The following is a 15,722-nucleotide window of genomic DNA, read 5'->3' as shown; positions in this document are numbered from 1 at the left end:
GTGCCGGGTCAGCCGGGAAAGCGCAGGTCGATGGCGTAGTGGTGCGTGGGAAAGCGGCCTTGCGGGCGGTCTTGCAGGTAGTGTTGCAAGGTGGTGCTGACCGTGCGGAAGGCCAGCTCGTCCCAGGGGATGTCGGCAAAGTCGAAGAAGGCCGCCTCGATGGTCTCGGGGCCGGGAGCCAGTTCTGGCCCGAGCACGTCGGCCAGGTAATACAGATGCACCTGGTTGACCGACGGGACGTCGATGATGGTGAGCAGCGACTGAATCTGCACGCGCGCGCCGGATTCTTCCTGGTTTTCGCGGGCGGCGCCTTGTTCGGTGGTTTCGCCCAGTTCCATGAACCCGGCCGGCAGCGTCCACTTGCCGTAGCGCGGCTCGATGGCGCGCCGACACAAGAGCACCTGCTCGCCCCAGATGGGCACGATGCCCACCACGTTGCGCGGATTCTGGTAGTGCACGGCTCCGCAGTGCGTGCAGAGGTCGCGCATGCGGGTGTCGTCGGGGGGAATCTCGCGGGTGAGGGTGTGGCCGCATTGCGAGCAGAATTTCTGCGTGCGGGGGGCAGGGTGGTAGAAGGCGGGATCAGACGGGTTCATGCCCTGATTTTAGCGTGCGGGCGTGGCTCTGGCATGCTGGGTCGAGGGCTTGTCAGACAGATTTTTCGGGCGTGCGGACAGGCGTGCCGGGTGTGGCGGAGGGGCGGCGGACGAAGCCCAGGACGGCTTCGATCCGGCCGGGTTCGATCAAGGCCAGCGGCACCGCCGCGTCGGAGCTGGAGGCGGCGGGCGCGTCCGGCAGCATGACGGCGAGGCTGCGCACAGCCGGGCGGGCGTGTGGCGAGACGCCGTACGCGGTGAGGCCGGATTTTGTGGTGCCATGGGTTGCGACGCCGGATTCCGCTGTGTCGGGCTTGGCGGCGCCGTGTGGTGCCGTGTCTGGCCCGAGGCTGCCGTCTTCCAGATGGCGGATCAGCGGTGTGCCGTCTTCGCAGACCAGCGCATCGATGACCTGGGCCAGGTCGCGATCCGAGATCAATCCCGCGCCCTGAGCAGCCTGGGTGTAGAGGTTGCCGTCGGTATCCAGCCACCAGTAGGTGACTGGGCCGTAGGGTTCGCCCGTGTGGGTGCGCAGTTGCAGCTGCCCGTGGGGTGAGATGTGGGTGGTGAGCACCCAGGGGGCCCCGTCCAGGCGCACGTAGACCCGCTGCGGGCCGTTCTGGAAGAACCAGCCGCCGTGCGCGTCGGCCAGGTAGTTGCGCTGGATGAAGGCGATGATCTGCGCGTTGCTGATGGCCTCGCCGGGTTCGTCGGTGGCGCCGCCCCAGGCCTGCCCGTGCGGATGCAGCAGCCAGTGCCCGCGGCGCGACAGCGACAGCCAGCCGTAGGCCGCCGGCACGTTGGGCCAGCGGGCCAGGGCGGCGAGCACCTGTGCGTCCATGGCTGTGCTCAGCCTTCGGACAGGCCGGTGGGCATGGCGGCCATGGCCTGGGCCACGGCCGCCGTCAGGCGCTTGGCGTAGGCGATGTGCAGGAATTCGTTGGGGCCGTGCGCATTGGATTGCGGCCCCAGCACCCCACAGACCATGAACTGTGATTGCGGAAAGCCTTCGAGCAGCAGGTTCATGAGGGGGATCGTGCCGCCCTGGCCGATGTAGCCGCAGGGTGCCTGATAGTACTGCTGCGAGGCTGCCTCGAGCGCGTTGGCCAGCCACGGGGCGGTGGCCGGGGCGTTCCAGCCCTTGGCCACCCCCGGGTCGGGCTGGAACAGCACGCGAGCCTGGTAGGGGGCGTTGTCTTCGAGCAGGGTTTTCAACTCGTGGGCCGCCTGGGCGGCGTCCACCAGCGGCGGCAGGCGCAGCGACAGCTTGAAGGCCGTGCGCGGGCGCAGCACGTTGCCCGCGCTGGCCAGCGGCGGCAGACCCTCGGCGCCGGTGACCGACAGCGCCGGGCGCCAGGTGCGGTTGAGCAGCGCCTGCTGCGGGTCGCGCGTCATGGGCAGCACGAAGCCGCCATCGGCGCCGCAGGCCCAGGGAAAGCGTTTCCAGACTTCGTCGCCCAGGATGGCCGCGGTGGCGCGTACCTGGTCTTCGCGTTCGCCAGGGATGTCGCAATAGAAACTTTGCGGCAGCACGCGCCCGGTGGCGCTGTCTTCGAGGCGGTCGAGCAGCTGGCGCAGAATGCGGAAGCTGGATGGTACGACGCCGCTGGAATCGCCCGAGTGCACGCCTTCGTCGAGCACCTGCACTTCGAGCGTGCCCGTGACCAGGCCACGCAGAGAGTTCGTCATCCACAGCTGGTCGTAGTTGCCGGCCCCCGAGTCGAGGCAGACCACCAAGGCGATGCGCCCCAGGCGATCACGCAGGGTGTCGATATAGGGCAGCAGGTCGTAGCTGCCCGATTCTTCGCAGGTTTCGATGAGGCCGATACAGCGCGGACGCGGAATGCCCTGCCGGTCGAGCGCCTGGATGGCGGTGAGCGAGGCATAGGTGGCGTAGCCGTCGTCGGCGCCGCCACGGCCATAGAGCTTGCCGTCCTGGATGACGGGCGTCCAGGGCCCCAGGCCGTTGCGCCAGCCGGAGAATTCGGGTTGCTTGTCGAGGTGGCCGTACATCAGTACGGCTTCACCGTTGTCCTTGCGGGTGGCGGGCGCTTCGAAGAAGAGCACGGGTGTGCGGCCCGGCAGACGCAGGATTTCAACCTTGAGCCCGGCAACGGGCTGGTGTTCGAGCCACTGCGCGGCGTTGCGCACCACCTGTTCGATGTGGCCGTTTTTTTCCCAATCCGGGTCGAAGGCCGGGCTCTTGGCCGGGATGGCGATGTAGTGCTGCAGGGCGGGGACGATTTCGTCGTCCCATTGTGCATCGACGAAGGCCTGCAGCGTGGCCGGATTCAGGCCGACAGGCGCGGCAGCGGCGGGCGTGTCCATGGCGGTTTCCTCGTATTCTTTGGGGGGTAGCCTGTCATTTTACGCCGCGACTTGTCGTACACGCTGTCTGCGGATGGTGACGTCGGCTGCGCCAGATGCGCGGCGGGGGCCTGCCGCAGCGCAATCAGCGGCTGGCGTCGGATGGTCGCGCTGGATGTTTGCGAGCGCTCAGATCATCGGCAGGTAAGCCGGGCGGCGCCCCCGGGGAAAGGCCGCGTCCAGCTGGGCGATGTCGGCGGCGCTGAGCGCCACCTTGTCCGCCCCCGCGTTCTCCCGGGTGTGGCGTGCGCTGGCGGCCTTGGGGATGGTGAAGACCCCGTCCTCGCGTGTGAGGAAGGCCAATGCCACCTAGCGGGACGTGGCCTCGTGCGCCTGGGCGATGGCCGCGAGCGCGCGCCCGCCGCGCGAATCGGGCTCGGGGAATTCGCCGTGCCCAAAGGGGCTGTAGGCCACCACGGCCACCTGGTGTTGCTGGCACCAGGGGATGACGGCGTGTTCGATGGCGCGTTCTTGCAGGTGATACAGCACCTGATTGCAGGCCAGTTTGCCGGGGCCCAGGATGCCGAGGGCCTCTTCGAGATCGTCCACGTCGAAGTTGCTGACGCCAAAGGCGCGGATCTTGCCCGCCGCCTGCAAGTCTTCGAGCGCCCGGAAGGTTTCTTCCAGCGGCACCGAACCGCGCCAGTGCAGCAGATAGGCGTCCAGGTGGTCTGTACCCAATGCTTTGAGTGAACGTTCGCAGGCGGCCACCGTGCCGCGACGCGACGCGTTGGAGGGCAGCACCTTGGAGACGAGGAAGACCTGCTCGCGGCGCCCGCGGATGGCCTCGCCCACGATCGCTTCCGCAGCCCCCGAGCCGTACATCTCGGCGGTGTCGATGTGATTCATCCCGGCATCCAGACCGGCCTGCAGGGCGGCAACGGCCTGCGCGCGGTCGGCTTCGTCGATGTACCAGCTGCCTTGGCCGATGATCGTGACTGGCTGGCCGCTCGGGCCGAATGGGCGGGTGTGCATGAGGGTTCCTCTTGTTCGTGCGCACGGGATGTTCGTGCGGCCTGACCGCACGCTGTCGTGTGTCGTTGTGGGTGAGGATACTCCGCCAGACAGGCGCGGCTGGCTTTGCAGCGTGATAGTGGAAATTTGGCTGGCGGGCTTGCGAAATGAAAAAGGGCTGACGCGTGATGCGCAAGCCCTGGATTCAGTCTGGAGGCGCAAGCCGGAATCGAACCGACGTTGACGGATTTGCAGTCCGCTACATAACCACTCTGTCATTGCGCCTGAGTTGGCCGCTTGTTGCGGCCAAGTCCAGCATTATACGGTATTTTTACTCAACACATGTTCAATGCATGTTCAACGCATCTCGAACGCCTCGCGATGCACGGTGGCGTCCTTCAGGCCCAGGCGTGCCAGCCCGTCTTCCAGGTGGCGTGCCAGGCCTGCCGGGCCGCAGAACCAGACATCCAGCGGTTCGTCCGACTGCCCCTGGCTGGCTTGCCGCAGTGCCTGGGCGTCGAGACGCTGGCCGTGACTGGCGTCGTAGACGTGCAAAGCGACGTGCGACAAGGTGGCGCATAGCATCCGCAGCCGGGCGACGAACGGGTCGCGGGCGGCGTCGCGTACGCAGTAGTGCAGCTGGACGTTTGGCGCCGCATCCGGCTGGTGCTGCAAGGATTCGAGCCAGGCCAGAAAGGGGGTGATGCCGATGCCGCCCGCCACCCAGACCTGAGCGGCGGCGCCGTGCCGATGGTCGAAGCGCCCGTAGGGGCCTTCCACCGTGACGGGCTGACCTGCTTTCAGGCTGTGGGCAAGCGTTCGGGTGTAGTCGCCCAGGGCCTTGATCTGGAAGCTCAGGCGGGTGCCCCGGTGGGCGCTGGCGATGGTGTAGGGGTGGGCGCCTTCGCGCGGGTCGAAGGTGACGAAGGCAAACTGCCCCGCCCGGTGTCCCGGCCAGCCGGCTTCCAGCGTACAGTTCACCTCGGTGATGCCGCCCTCCAGTGGGCGTACCGATTCGATCGTGCCCGCGTAGCGGCGCTTGCGGCCAATGCGGTGGCGCAGGGCCGGGATGGCCGACAGGCTGCCCGCCAGCATGAGGAGGCCCAGCATCAGGCCCAGCGGCTGCAGCCACCAGGCCGCTGGCGTGAGCGCCACCGCGTGGAACACCAGGATCAGGTACAGCAGCGGCATGACGCGGTGCAGAAGGCGCCAGGATCGGTAGGGGAAGGCTTTCCACAACGTGATCACCAGCGAGACGATGAGGGCGTAGATGGCCCATTCACCCACGTCCTTGGCCAGACCGTGGCTGGTTTGCAGGATGTCCAGCACGGCGACCTTGGGCGGCTTGTTGACGGCGGCGCCCACTAGGCTGCGCAGCATGCCGCCGCCGATTTCCATCAACCAGTGGACGATGCCGATGCTGATGGCGAGGATGCCCGCCCATTTGTGCAGCCGGTAGACGCGATCCATGCCGCCCAGGGCGGATTCCAGCCAGGCCGGGCGGGTGGCCAATACCATGATCAGGGACATCAGGCCCATGGCCCAGACGCCAGTCAGGTAGATGCCCTGCTTGCGCACGACCCAGATGGCGTCGCCAGGCATCGGGTTCAGCACCCAGGCGTCCCAGGCCCAGCCCAGGGTGAGTACTCCCAGAAAAATGAACAGAATGTGGCGTGTCTTCATTGCGTTTTCCCACGTGCCGGTTAAAGAGAATCCGGCGATGTGGGCAGTATGGCCAGGCCCGTCTGAACCTTTTGTGAAGCGCGTATTCATTGCGCATTCATCTTGTGATCCGCCAAATAGGGTGCTGGGTGCAAGCGGTGATGGCCCTGTAACCAGCATGAGTATCGGCAACGCAGTAGACCGTCTGAATGCGCGGGTGACCGCGACACTGGGACTGCGACGGATCCTCACGTTAAGATTGATCGTTGGCAAATCCAGACTTTGAATGCAGGCCTTGCGATGGGAAAACTTTTACCTTTGGTAATGGGGGTTTTGTGGCTGTACGCGGTGTGGCGTTTCGTCTGGCCGCTGTCGGCGCCCTGGGCAACGCGGCTGGTGCTGGCCCTGGTGCTGTTGCTGGCCGCCCAGTATCACCAGATCACGGGGCGCTATTTCGGCACGCTCGCGTCGCCCGAATTGCCGCAGCCCGTGCTCATTGCGTTGGCCTGGGTCTTTGGCGTGTTCTTTCTGCTGGCGTTGCTGCTGTTGTTGCGCGACGTGCTGGGGGTGCTGCTGTGGCTGCCCTGGCGTGGCGCCGGGCGCTTTGTTCTGCAGGCGCCCGCAGTGCGGCTGGCCGTGGGCGCCCTGGCGCTGGTGCTGTCCACCGTGGGGGTCTGGCAGGCGGTTCGCGTGCCTTACGTCAAGACCATTGCCGTCACGATTCCCGGCCTGCCGTCGGCCTTTGACGGCTATCGGCTGGTGCAGCTCACCGACCTGCACGCCAGCCGTCTGCTGCCCGAAGCGTGGCAGGCCGCCGTGGTAGCGCGCACCAACCGGCTCGATCCCGACCTGATCGTCATCACTGGCGATCTGGCCGACGGCACGCCGCAGGCGCGCGCCGCCGACGTCGCCCCGCTGGCTCGACTGCGCGCGCGCGACGGGGTAATCGCCATTCCTGGCAATCACGAGTACTACGCGGATTACGTGCACTGGATGTCGGCCTATCGGGCGCTGGGCCTGGCGATGCTGGAAAACGCCCACGTGCTCATCTCGCATGAGGGGCGGACGCTGGCCGTAGCGGGGCTGACCGACCGTCAGGCGGGCGCCTTTGGCCTGCTCAAGCCCGATCTCGGTGCCGCACTGAAAGGTATCCCCGAAGGCGTGCCGGTCATATTGCTCGAACACCGTCCGGGCGACGCCGTGCGCAATGCCCAGGCTGGGGTCGCCCTGCAGCTCTCCGGCCATACCCACGGGGGGCAGATTCTAGGCTTGCACTGGATCACGCAGTGGGCCAATGGCGGCTTTGTCTCGGGGCTGTATCGGGTGGGGGGCATGACACTGTATGTCAGCAACGGCACCGGGCTGTGGAACGGCCTGGCGCTGCGCCTGGGGCGGCCATCGGAAATCACCCAGATTGTCCTGAGGGCCCCCTGAGGGCCGAGGCGGGCGTCAGGCCGCGTTGTCGTGTGGTGCCGTTGTGCGCCCCCTGCCGACGGCCGCGCCCTGGTGTCAGCCGCGCGGCTGGAGTGCACGGGGGCTGCTGGCGTGTCGACGCCCCACCCATTGCCGGTAGCCCTGCGCCCGCAGCTGGCAGGCGGGGCACGTGCCGCAGCCGTAGCCCCAGGCGTGCAGCGCGTCGCGCTGGTTGAGGTAGCAGGTGTGTGTTTCGGTGCGGATCAGTTCGACCAGGGCGGTGCCGCCCAGCTGATGGGCCAATTGCCAGGTGTCGGCCTTGTCCAGCCACATCAGCGGGGTTTCGAGCGTCAGCGGCCGGTCGATCCCCAGGCTGAGCGCCACTTGCAAGGCTTTGATCGTGTTGTCGCGGCAATCGGGGTAGCCGGAGTAATCCGTCTGCGACATGCCGCCCACCAGCACCGTCAGCCCGCGCCGGTAGGCGAGTGCCGCCGCCAGGGTGAAAAACAGCAGATTGCGCCCCGGCACGAACGTGTTGGGCAAGCCGTCGGCCTGGGTGGTGATGGCGATGTCGTCGGTCATGGCCGTGGCGCCCAGCTGCTTGAGCACGTCAACGCTTAACAGGTGATCGTCGCCCAGGCGCGTGGCCCAGTCGGGCTGCAGCGTGACGATGCGGTTGCGCAGCGTGGCCCGGCAGCCCAGTTCGACCTGGTGGCGCTGACCGTAATCGAAGCCCATGGTCTCGACGCGCTCGAAGTGGGTGAGCGCCCAGGCCAGACAGGTGGTGGAATCTTGCCCGCCGGAAAACAGAACCAGGGCGTGACGGGCGGACTGAACGGAGGTATTCATGCGGTGGGTAGGGAAGCGAGTCGCTGGGGCTTCATGAAACGGATGATGGCGTTGAGCATGATGCCATACAAGGGGACGAACAGCAGCAGGCTGACGGTCAGCTTGATGGCGTAGTCCACCAGGGCGATCTCACCCCAGTGCGCCGCCATGAACGGATTGCTGCTGCGCCAGAAGGCAATCCAGAAAAAGGCAAGGGTGTCCAGGGCCTGCCCCAGCACGGCCGAGGCGGCGGGCGCCACCCACCAGGCCACCGTACTGCGCCGGATACGGTCGAAGACCTGCACGTCCAGCAACTGTCCCAGTACGTAGGCCATGAAGCTGGCCAGCGCGATCCGGAAGACGAAGGTGTCGAACTTGCCCAGCGCCCCGATGCCGCCGAACAGGCCGTCGTGAAACAGCACCGAAACCAGGTAGGAGGCAACGAGCGCCGGCACCATGGCGCGCGCGATCACCCGGCGTGCCTGCCGCTTGCCGATCAGGCGGACGGTGAGGTCGGTGGCCAGGAAGATGAAAGGAAAGCTGAACGCGCCCCAGGTGCTGTGAAAGCCCAGCAGGGTGATGGGCAGCTGCACCAGATAATTGCTGGCGATGATGATGAGGATGTGAAACGCCACCAGCAAGGCCAGGTAGCGGGAGGTGCGCGCAGGCGCCACGAGAGCAGTCATGAAGAACCTTTTTGGTGGATGGGGTGAGGGAACCCATGGACGTGTTGCAGGCGGGATTATAGCCTGGCCGCCTGTCCTGAGACCATAATGCTCATACTTGTCGGAGGTCTCAGCCCATGGCGTTTCAGCGCATGCCCAATATCCATCACCAGGAAGTCATCGACCAGCAGCTGGCGCAGCTGCTGGAACAGGATCGTCGTCTGGCGCCCGTCAGCCAGGCGGCAGGCCCTTTGCACCCGCGCATGCACCCGCCGGGGTTCGAGGGGCTGGCGCGCGTCATCTGCGGCCAGCAACTCTCGGTCGCCAGTGCCGGGGCGATCTGGCAGCGGTTTTCGACGCGTGGCGACGCGGCGCGCGATCCGGGCAGCTATCTGGCTCTGTGCGATGCCGGGCTTGACGGCGTGGGCCTGTCGCGCAGCAAGGTGCAGACCCTGCGCACGGTGGCGCGGGCCCTGGTGGATGGCCAGCTCGATCTGGCTGCGATTGCCGGCCAGCCGGTCGCCGACGCCCTGGCCGCGCTGACGCGGTATAAGGGCATCGGCCCGTGGACGGCTGAAATCTACCTGATGTTTTGCGCGGGCCACCCCGACGTCTTCCCCGTGGGCGACCTGGCCCTGCGCAAATCCGTCGAAATGGCGCTGGGCCTGGACGAGGCCGCGCAGCCGTCGGCGCTGGCCCGCATCGCCAGCGCCTGGGCGCCGTACCGCTCGGTGGCGGCGCTGCTGTTCTGGCGCTATTACGGTGCGGTGCGCAATAAAGAAGTCATGCCGGTGTGAGAACCGGCATGCGTGGGTGGTGTCGTGGTCGTGGCGGGGTCGCAGGGCCTTGTCAGGTGGCTGGTGCCTCAGGTGCCTGGCGGCCTGTCGGCCCGTTGACCACGCGCTCAGGCGGCGATGGCCTTTTCGTCGCGCGCCGTCATCAGGCTGACGAACTGGTCGAAGCGGTTGACCCAGTTGTCCAGGAAGGCGCGCGTCTGCTCGTCGGTGACCTGGAACTGCGCGTCGATCAGCCCCGGCTTGGTCTGGAAGTAGACCTCGGGCTGGCCCATCAGGTGCATGTCCAGCGTGGGCAGGATCGCGCGCAGGTGCGATTGCGCCGCGGCGGTGCCGATGGCGCCCGGCGAGGTGCCGACGGTGGCGACCGGCTTGCCCACCCAGGCGCTGTCGCCATAGGGGCGTCCGCCCCAGGCCAGCGCGTTGAGCAAGAGGCCCGCAGGGGCGCGGAAGTATTCGGGGGTGATGAGCAGGATGCCGTCCGCCTGGCGGATTTGCGCTTTGAAGGCCGTGACCGCGGCGGGCGGGTTTGCCCAGCAATCATCGTTGTAGTGGGGCAGGGCGCCCAGATCGGCGTAGACAAAACGGAAACGATCGGCGCCCAGCACTTCGAGTGCCTTGGCCAGACGCTTGTTGATGGAATCCTGGCGCAGGCTGCCGACCAGTGCGAGTATGGTGTTCATGTGAAACCCAAGTGTTAATTAGAAACCGAAGCTTGTATTCTAAAGAGAATATTGCGGTGCGCAAGAACGCACTTTTTCCTGACCGGAGTTACCTGGATGAAACCAAGCCCTCAGCAAGCGGAGGCGCAAGGCGCGCGAATTCACGGAGTCGATTGCCGCCCCGTGCGCGAGCTGATCGCCAAGATCGGCGCAAAGTGGTCGATGATGATCATCACGCGCCTGAGCCACGGCCCCATGCGCTTCAATGCGCTCAGGCGGGACATCGGCGGCATCAGCCAGAAGGTGCTGACCCAAAGCCTGCGCGAACTGGAAAGAGATGGGTTCGTCACCCGCACCGTCACCCCCGTCATCCCACCGCGCGTGGACTACGCGCTGACCGACCTGGGCCGCGATTTGCTGGTGCCGGTGAACGCCCTGGGCGCGTGGGCAGTCGCCAACCAGGCGCGAGTGGCGGCTGCCCGCGCGGCCTACGAGCAGAAAGTACCGGTCGTTTGACAGGCGCAAAATTCATGTTGTATAGTTCGGCCTTCGCTTGATTCCGTATCGGCGGCAGCGCACAAAAAGGCGGGTCGCACACCAGTTTGAATCGACACTGATTTGACAGGTTGAAAAATACGAAATACAATGCTGAGCTTAGCTGGTTTGCTAAGCAAGGCAAACAAGCGGTGCAGTACCATGCGGGAATAGCTCAGTTGGTAGAGCGCAACCTTGCCAAGGTTGAGGTCGCGAGTTCGAGACTCGTTTCCCGCTCCAAATATTTATCCATGGACATCCACAGAGGTACATGGAATGCAGAAAAAAGGAGCTTCGGCTCCTTTTTTTGTTTCTGGATCATCCACTGAACTCCAAAGCGTCTATCTGCAGCCAGCCTTTTTAAGGCACGTTTTGAAGCCACCGTCCGCCCCGCATTGGGGCGGTATTTACAGAGGCCGCGCTGGCCACCGGGCCAAGAACCGAGCCCACGCCGAAGGGGCAGATGCTTGGGCGGTCTATCGAGCCCTCTCCACCTCAACGGCTCGGCTGTCGGGTCATTCGCCTTTGGCGATCGTGGCGGCGGGGGCGATCCTCGATGTTGGGAGCATGGTCTGCGGGTCGTTTCATCGTGCATAGAGATGAAGGTCACGGCCAGCACACCGACGTCGACGTCTTGGCTATCCGGTTCGGCGTTACTTATCCCATTCGGATGACGGAACGCTGGCGCATCCTTCGGCCAGCCGCACAACTTTCCACTGCCGGAGTTTGCCCGGCTGGCGAACAAGTTGCGCTAGCAGATCTACAAGGATCTCGTTTTAGGTCTGAGCGCACGCTCACATCGAGGCTGTGATCGCGCGACCCTGCTGGAGAACTCGGCAAGAACCATGTGTCCGTATTGCCCCTGAACGAGGTGGGTGACAGATGTTAGATTTTTAACTAGAATACCTAACAACCAAGGTCAATTCAGCTATGAGCACGTCCCAAGCTATCCGTGAACGCATCGCCTCGCAACCCGCAGGCGAGCCCTTTACCCCCGCATTGTTCGCGGGGCTGGGTTCGCGCGCGGCCATCGATCAGGCCTTGATGCGGCTGGCGAAGGCGGGCCGCGTCGAGCGCATCGGTCATGGTCTGTATATCGTGCCCAAGCCCGGGCGGTTCGGCATTAATGCGATGCCCGCGCCTGAACTGGTGGCGCGAACCGTGGCCGAGACGGAAGGGGCGACGATCGAGGTTCATGGGGCGGAGGCCGCACGGCGCCTGGGGCTGACGACACAGATGCCGGCACAGGCGGTATTTCAGACCACGGGCTCCTCCCGTCAGATCCGGCTGGGCAAACTCGTCGTCCGACTGCGGCACGTGGCGCCGCGCAAACTGGCGCTGGCCGGTCGGCCTGCGGGGCAGGCGCTGTCGGCCCTCTGGTACTTGGGGCGCAGCCAGGTCACACCGGACACGTTCAAGCAGATCGCGAAGAAACTGCCAGCGGGCGAGTTCGCGGCGCTGAGCGGAGCCAAGGCGTCGATGCCAGCCTGGATGGTGGAAGCCCTGACCCGCTACGAGCGAAGCGAACCGGCCGATGCCTGAATCCACGGCACACTACTTCGATTTGTCCCTGGCCGAGCAGGCCGAGTTGTTGCATGGCCTGGCACCGGTGCTGGGCCGCCGTGCTGAAATTCTGGAAAAAGACATCTGGCTGTGCCAGGTGCTGGGTGTCTTGTTCGCGCTGCCGATTCGCAAGCCGATGGCGTTCAAGGGTGGCACTTCGCTGTCCAAGGTCTATCAGGCCATCGAACGTTTCTCCGAGGACATCGACGTCACCATCGACTACCGGAGTCTGGTGGCCGATGTGCCTGACCTTGCAAGCCTTTCCAACACCCAGCGCAAGAAGCTGTCCGATGCGCTCAAGGTGGCTTTGGTGAAGCACGTCACCGAGGAACTGGTGCCGACTCTGCGACAAGCGCTGGCGCAAGCGCTCCCAGCGCATGAAGTCACCATCGAGGTCAGCGATGACGCGGAGAAGCTCTGGCTGTACTACCCCAGCGCGGTGGAGAACACGGATGCCTATCTGCGGCCGAGCGTCCTGCTCGAATTTGGCGGGCGCAACGCCACGCTGCCGCAGGACACCATGACGATCGTGCCGGATGTGGCTGCCCACGTGCCGGTGCTGACGTTCCCGACTGCCCAGGTGGCGGTGCTGTCGCCGATGCGAACGTTCTGGGAGAAAGCCACGCTGATCCATGTCGAGTGCCATCGTCCTGACCTGCGCGTTGGCGCCGAGCGGCTGTTCCGGCATTGGTACGACTTGGCGCGTCTGGCCGATCACGAGGTCGGGCGCAAGGCGCTGGCCGATACCGCGCTGCTGCACGATGTACTGCACATCAAGGAGACCTTCTACCGCAGCGGGTTCAGCTATTACGAGCAATGCCAGGCCGACGGCCTGCGACTGATTCCCGATGCCGCGCTGCTCCGTGCGCTGCAACAGGACTACCAGGCCATGCTGGACGCCCAGATGTTCTACGGCGAGGCAATGACTTTCGATCACATTGTCGAGCGCCTGACCGCATTGGAGAGGGAGATCAATCGCCAAGGATGAGCTGCGGCTCGCAGCAGATAGATAGGGGCCATTGTTGGATGCTGGAGAACCCCAGTGGGGCCTCATATTGATTAGGTAAGGAATTATCCTTACAACACAGGCATTGCGATCAGGAGAGCCGCCATGCCTGCCATTCACGAAGTTGCCACCCTGACCTCCAAAGGTCAGATCACACTGCCCAAGTCCATCTGGCAAGCGCTTGACGCCGATACCGGCAGCAAGCTCGCGTTCGAGCTTCGAGGTGATGAAGTCGTCACCACCCGCGCCGATGCCGAACTTTCGATGAAGACGTGGAAAACCGCGCTTGCCCGATTGATTTCAGGCGGGGTTTTGTGGCGTGGGCCTGCGGGAAGTGCTTAAAAGGATTTCAGCGGCAGGAACAACCGACGGTGACCGCCTGGGCCCAGCGGCGAGAAGCCGAACTGCTCATAGAAACGCTGCGCCTGTTCGTCAAGCGCATCGACGATCATGGCATAGATGGCGATCTGGTCGCTGACCGCCAATGTGCGCTCAATGGCGTTGACCAGCAGCATTCTGCCCACGCCGTGACCTCGGGCCTGCCGATCGACGGCAAGCCTGCCCAGCAATGCGGCCGGGATCGGATGTCGGGGTAGCTTGCGGGCGAGCTTGTCAGGCAACTGGCCCAGTTCGATCGAAAGCGTGGACAGCGTGTAATAGCCCGCGATAGCCCGAGGATTCGCCGGTGTCGTCGCGACAAATACGCGGCTGATGCGGCGCTTCACATCCTGGCCGGCCTGCTTGTGCAGGTAATCGTCCAGCGCGGGCACGCCGCAGTGAAAACCAGATCGGTCGTGGCTGCCGTCCAGCGCCAGGATGGACAGAGACGAATAGCTTGTCATCCCCGAGTCACGCGCTGCTCATGCTCCTTGAAGGCGGTGGCGAGCTTCTTGTTGAATCGCACAGGCTTGACCAAGGCATTGAAGAACGCCTCGGAATCCTGAGTGTTCAAGTGCATGACTTGATGCGCATCGATGGTTTTTTCCGCATGTGCCAGGGCGCTGGTCAGGATGAAGCTGCTGACCGTTTTCCCCTCGAAGCGCGCGGCGCGCTCCAACACCTGCTTGGCGCTTTCCTTTAGCCGCAGATTGATTCGTTCCTGTTTGGTATCGGTGGCCGCGCTCATGGCGAATACCTCTACACATTGAAAATGAATAGATAGTTATTGTACGTCAAACCGGTGCCTTTATCACACCCTGTCATCACAGACAGGGGCTGCGCCTTGCGATGGCCGCTAGAAGCGGCGGGAGCACACTTGGCGTCCAAGGGCCAGGGCCAGTGGGGTCGCTTGCGCGAATGTCGGCGAAAGGCCTGCAACTGGATTGGAATGGAAGGACGTTTCGGTTCCATGGCATGCTCCGGCCGTTATTGCGGCAGGTTCAAGGCGGGCGACTCGCTGCCGCGCGCCTGCGCCGGGCGTGCCGCGACCAGCACCGCCAAGTCGGGTGCGGCGGGTCTTAGCGGGCGTTGTATTGCTCATCGGTCACTTTCTCCATCCACTCGACGCTCTTGCCGTCCAGCGCCTCCTGGATGGCGATGTGCGTCATGGCCGTGGCCGCGTCGCCGCGTTGCTCCAATCCTGTTTGCTTCCCGATGACCGCAGGGTTTGCTCGTCGTTGACGGCTGGGCGGAGCCAGCCCGGTGAAGAAGCGGCACCCGTTGTACGGGCTCCGTGGCGGGGGAAGGCTTTTGTGCCTGTTGGCCCGATATTGCCGGCGCCGCTGGGCACACCGGTAAAAAGCCGGGCCTCCTGTTTCAGGAGGCCCGGCCGCATGTGATGTCTGGTGGATCACCCGCCGTGGGCGGCGATCCGCTGGACATCAGAGAATCTGGATCTTGGTGGCTTGCGGGCCTTTCTGTCCGGGAGCGGACACGAAAGAGACGCGTTGGTTCTCTTCAAGGGTTTTGTGCCCGGAGCCCTGGATTTCCGAGTAGTGCGCAAAAAGATCCTTGCCGCCGGATTCGGGCATGATGAAGCCGAATCCTTTTTCGTTGTTGAACCATTTCACGATGCCGATTTCTGTAGTCAATGTCATTCCTAAAGGTAAAAGGGAAACTTTCCCCAGTCCCACTATGGGGACTTACTGCATGCGACACAATCACACTTTCAATTTGTCGCAAATAAAGAGCCGGACGGATTTGATATTCCTGTCGGCGTAGTGACGCCGACAGCGCGCGTCCGGATATAGCTGAAAGCCTCAGCCTTGGCAAAATCGACCGCCGCCTGGGCGGATTCGAAAAGCGGCGTGAACCGCATCAGACGATCCTGAGTCATGCTGGCATGGCCGCTGCGGATTGAAACGGAGGCGATGTATTGCCCAGCCTGATCGCGGCGGATCAGCGGAGACACCAGGTACTTGCCGACCTGTATGGATGGATACATGAAAAACCTTTCGATGCCGACGATGGAGGCCGGGCATCCGATGAAAAACGATAGGGGCGCGAAGCGCGTGCGGTCGAACTCTACCCGCGGCTGGCCCGCAGGGGTGTTCGCTGCGGGCGAGAGCTTGCCGAAACACAGAACCCGGGAATCGGGAACGCCTGGCAAGGGAAGAAGGACAGAATCGTGTGCCGCGCGTTTTTCATGGAATCATTCTGCACGTCGCGGCAAACTTTGTGAAGCATATCACGTCCAGCGCGAATTGTCTCTTCGGAAGTGGGCAGCAGCCGCAAAAGCG

Annotated in this window: 17 protein-coding genes, 2 tRNA genes and 2 pseudogenes; 7 read left to right on the top strand and 14 right to left on the bottom strand. The window is 64.3% G+C overall.

Translation table 11 applies throughout. From position 1 onward, the window contains the following. Positions 1–8: 8 nt before the first annotated feature. The 6 genes and pseudogenes from CCA01S_RS05655 to CCA01S_RS05630 form a co-directional block, all read right to left on the bottom strand. Positions 9–596 carry an NUDIX hydrolase gene (locus CCA01S_RS05655; RefSeq protein ID WP_066455304.1) on the bottom strand — a complete coding sequence of 196 codons (588 nt, stop codon included), beginning with the start codon at positions 594–596 and terminating at the stop codon, positions 9–11. 52 nt (positions 597–648) lie between these two features. Beyond that, positions 649–1,437, bottom strand: a complete 789-nt coding sequence (locus CCA01S_RS05650) for a DUF2946 family protein (protein WP_084386524.1) — start codon at positions 1,435–1,437, stop codon at positions 649–651. Positions 1,438–1,445: 8 nt separating this feature from the next. Then, positions 1,446–2,924, bottom strand: coding sequence for a M20 family metallopeptidase (locus CCA01S_RS05645; RefSeq protein WP_066455301.1), 1,479 nt, complete (start codon positions 2,922–2,924; stop codon positions 1,446–1,448). Between the two features lie 168 nt (positions 2,925–3,092). After that, positions 3,093–3,938 (bottom strand): annotated as a pseudogene (locus tag CCA01S_RS05640) (aldo/keto reductase). A gap of 190 nt (positions 3,939–4,128) precedes the next feature. After that, a tRNA-Cys gene (locus tag CCA01S_RS05635) sits at positions 4,129–4,202 on the bottom strand. A gap of 72 nt (positions 4,203–4,274) precedes the next feature. Continuing rightward, positions 4,275–5,600 (bottom strand): ferredoxin reductase family protein, encoded by a 1,326-nt coding sequence (locus tag CCA01S_RS05630; RefSeq protein WP_066455298.1) that lies wholly within the window; start codon positions 5,598–5,600, stop codon positions 4,275–4,277. Positions 5,601–5,879: 279 nt separating this feature from the next. Between CCA01S_RS05630 and CCA01S_RS05625 the strand changes: the two genes are divergently transcribed. Next, on the top strand, positions 5,880–7,013 hold the full coding sequence (locus CCA01S_RS05625; protein ID WP_066455295.1) for a metallophosphoesterase: 1,134 nt from the start codon (positions 5,880–5,882) through the stop codon (positions 7,011–7,013). 75 nt (positions 7,014–7,088) lie between these two features. On the opposite strand, the gene queC is transcribed toward CCA01S_RS05625, so the two are convergent. Together queC and CCA01S_RS05615 are read right to left on the bottom strand one after the other, a co-directional pair. Continuing rightward, the gene (gene queC, locus CCA01S_RS05620; RefSeq protein WP_066455294.1) at positions 7,089–7,841 is read right to left on the bottom strand and encodes a 7-cyano-7-deazaguanine synthase QueC; all 753 of its coding nucleotides are present in this window, start codon (positions 7,839–7,841) and stop codon (positions 7,089–7,091) included. Beyond that, positions 7,838–8,506, bottom strand: coding sequence for a 7-cyano-7-deazaguanine/7-aminomethyl-7-deazaguanine transporter (locus tag CCA01S_RS05615; protein WP_066455290.1), 669 nt, complete (start codon positions 8,504–8,506; stop codon positions 7,838–7,840). Before CCA01S_RS05615 ends, queC begins: the two co-directional genes overlap by 4 nt. A 131-nt stretch (positions 8,507–8,637) precedes the next feature. Between CCA01S_RS05615 and CCA01S_RS05610 the strand changes: the two genes are divergently transcribed. Continuing rightward, positions 8,638–9,282, top strand: coding sequence for a DNA-3-methyladenine glycosylase family protein (locus CCA01S_RS05610; protein ID WP_103035633.1), 645 nt, complete (start codon positions 8,638–8,640; stop codon positions 9,280–9,282). Positions 9,283–9,389: 107 nt separating this feature from the next. On the opposite strand, the gene CCA01S_RS05605 is transcribed toward CCA01S_RS05610, so the two are convergent. Then, positions 9,390–9,962, bottom strand: a complete 573-nt coding sequence (locus tag CCA01S_RS05605) for an NADPH-dependent FMN reductase (RefSeq protein WP_066455286.1) — start codon at positions 9,960–9,962, stop codon at positions 9,390–9,392. 96 nt (positions 9,963–10,058) lie between these two features. Between CCA01S_RS05605 and CCA01S_RS05600 the strand changes: the two genes are divergently transcribed. From CCA01S_RS05600 to CCA01S_RS16370, 5 genes are all read left to right on the top strand, one after another. After that, positions 10,059–10,457, top strand: coding sequence for a winged helix-turn-helix transcriptional regulator (locus tag CCA01S_RS05600; RefSeq protein ID WP_066455283.1), 399 nt, complete (start codon positions 10,059–10,061; stop codon positions 10,455–10,457). 182 nt (positions 10,458–10,639) lie between these two features. Next, positions 10,640–10,715: transfer RNA gene (locus CCA01S_RS05595), tRNA-Gly, on the top strand. Between the two features lie 690 nt (positions 10,716–11,405). Then, on the top strand, positions 11,406–12,017 hold the full coding sequence (locus tag CCA01S_RS05590) for a DUF6088 family protein (RefSeq protein WP_066455281.1): 612 nt from the start codon (positions 11,406–11,408) through the stop codon (positions 12,015–12,017). Further along, positions 12,010–13,026: a nucleotidyl transferase AbiEii/AbiGii toxin family protein gene (locus CCA01S_RS05585; protein WP_066455278.1), complete on the top strand. Its 1,017-nt coding sequence runs from the start codon at positions 12,010–12,012 to the stop codon at positions 13,024–13,026. Before CCA01S_RS05590 ends, CCA01S_RS05585 begins: the two co-directional genes overlap by 8 nt. A gap of 123 nt (positions 13,027–13,149) precedes the next feature. Next, positions 13,150–13,386, top strand: a complete 237-nt coding sequence (locus tag CCA01S_RS16370) for an AbrB/MazE/SpoVT family DNA-binding domain-containing protein (RefSeq protein ID WP_439951497.1) — start codon at positions 13,150–13,152, stop codon at positions 13,384–13,386. Here the strand turns inward: CCA01S_RS16370 and CCA01S_RS05575 are convergent. The 5 genes and pseudogenes from CCA01S_RS05575 to CCA01S_RS16285 form a co-directional block, all read right to left on the bottom strand. Further along, on the bottom strand, positions 13,383–13,886 hold the full coding sequence (locus CCA01S_RS05575; RefSeq protein WP_066455274.1) for a GNAT family N-acetyltransferase: 504 nt from the start codon (positions 13,884–13,886) through the stop codon (positions 13,383–13,385). The genes CCA01S_RS16370 and CCA01S_RS05575 overlap by 4 nt on opposite strands. Next, on the bottom strand, positions 13,883–14,170 hold the full coding sequence (locus tag CCA01S_RS05570) for a type II toxin-antitoxin system TacA family antitoxin (RefSeq protein WP_066455266.1): 288 nt from the start codon (positions 14,168–14,170) through the stop codon (positions 13,883–13,885). Before CCA01S_RS05570 ends, CCA01S_RS05575 begins: the two co-directional genes overlap by 4 nt. A gap of 331 nt (positions 14,171–14,501) precedes the next feature. Further along, positions 14,502–14,603: pseudogene (locus tag CCA01S_RS15210) on the bottom strand ((R)-mandelonitrile lyase); the annotation flags it as partial. Between the two features lie 261 nt (positions 14,604–14,864). Next, the gene (locus tag CCA01S_RS05565) at positions 14,865–15,080 is read right to left on the bottom strand and encodes a cold-shock protein (protein ID WP_103035636.1); all 216 of its coding nucleotides are present in this window, start codon (positions 15,078–15,080) and stop codon (positions 14,865–14,867) included. 71 nt (positions 15,081–15,151) lie between these two features. Beyond that, positions 15,152–15,592: a hypothetical protein gene (locus tag CCA01S_RS16285; RefSeq protein WP_308411256.1), complete on the bottom strand. Its 441-nt coding sequence runs from the start codon at positions 15,590–15,592 to the stop codon at positions 15,152–15,154. Positions 15,593–15,722: the final 130 nt, after the last annotated feature.

Origin of the sequence: Castellaniella caeni NBRC 101664 (assembly GCF_001592225.1) — a bacterium.
GTDB classification, from domain to species: domain Bacteria; phylum Pseudomonadota; class Gammaproteobacteria; order Burkholderiales; family Burkholderiaceae_B; genus Castellaniella; species Castellaniella caeni.
Note: the sequence above shows the minus strand (reverse complement) of the source record. Positions and strands in the feature narration are given on the sequence as shown.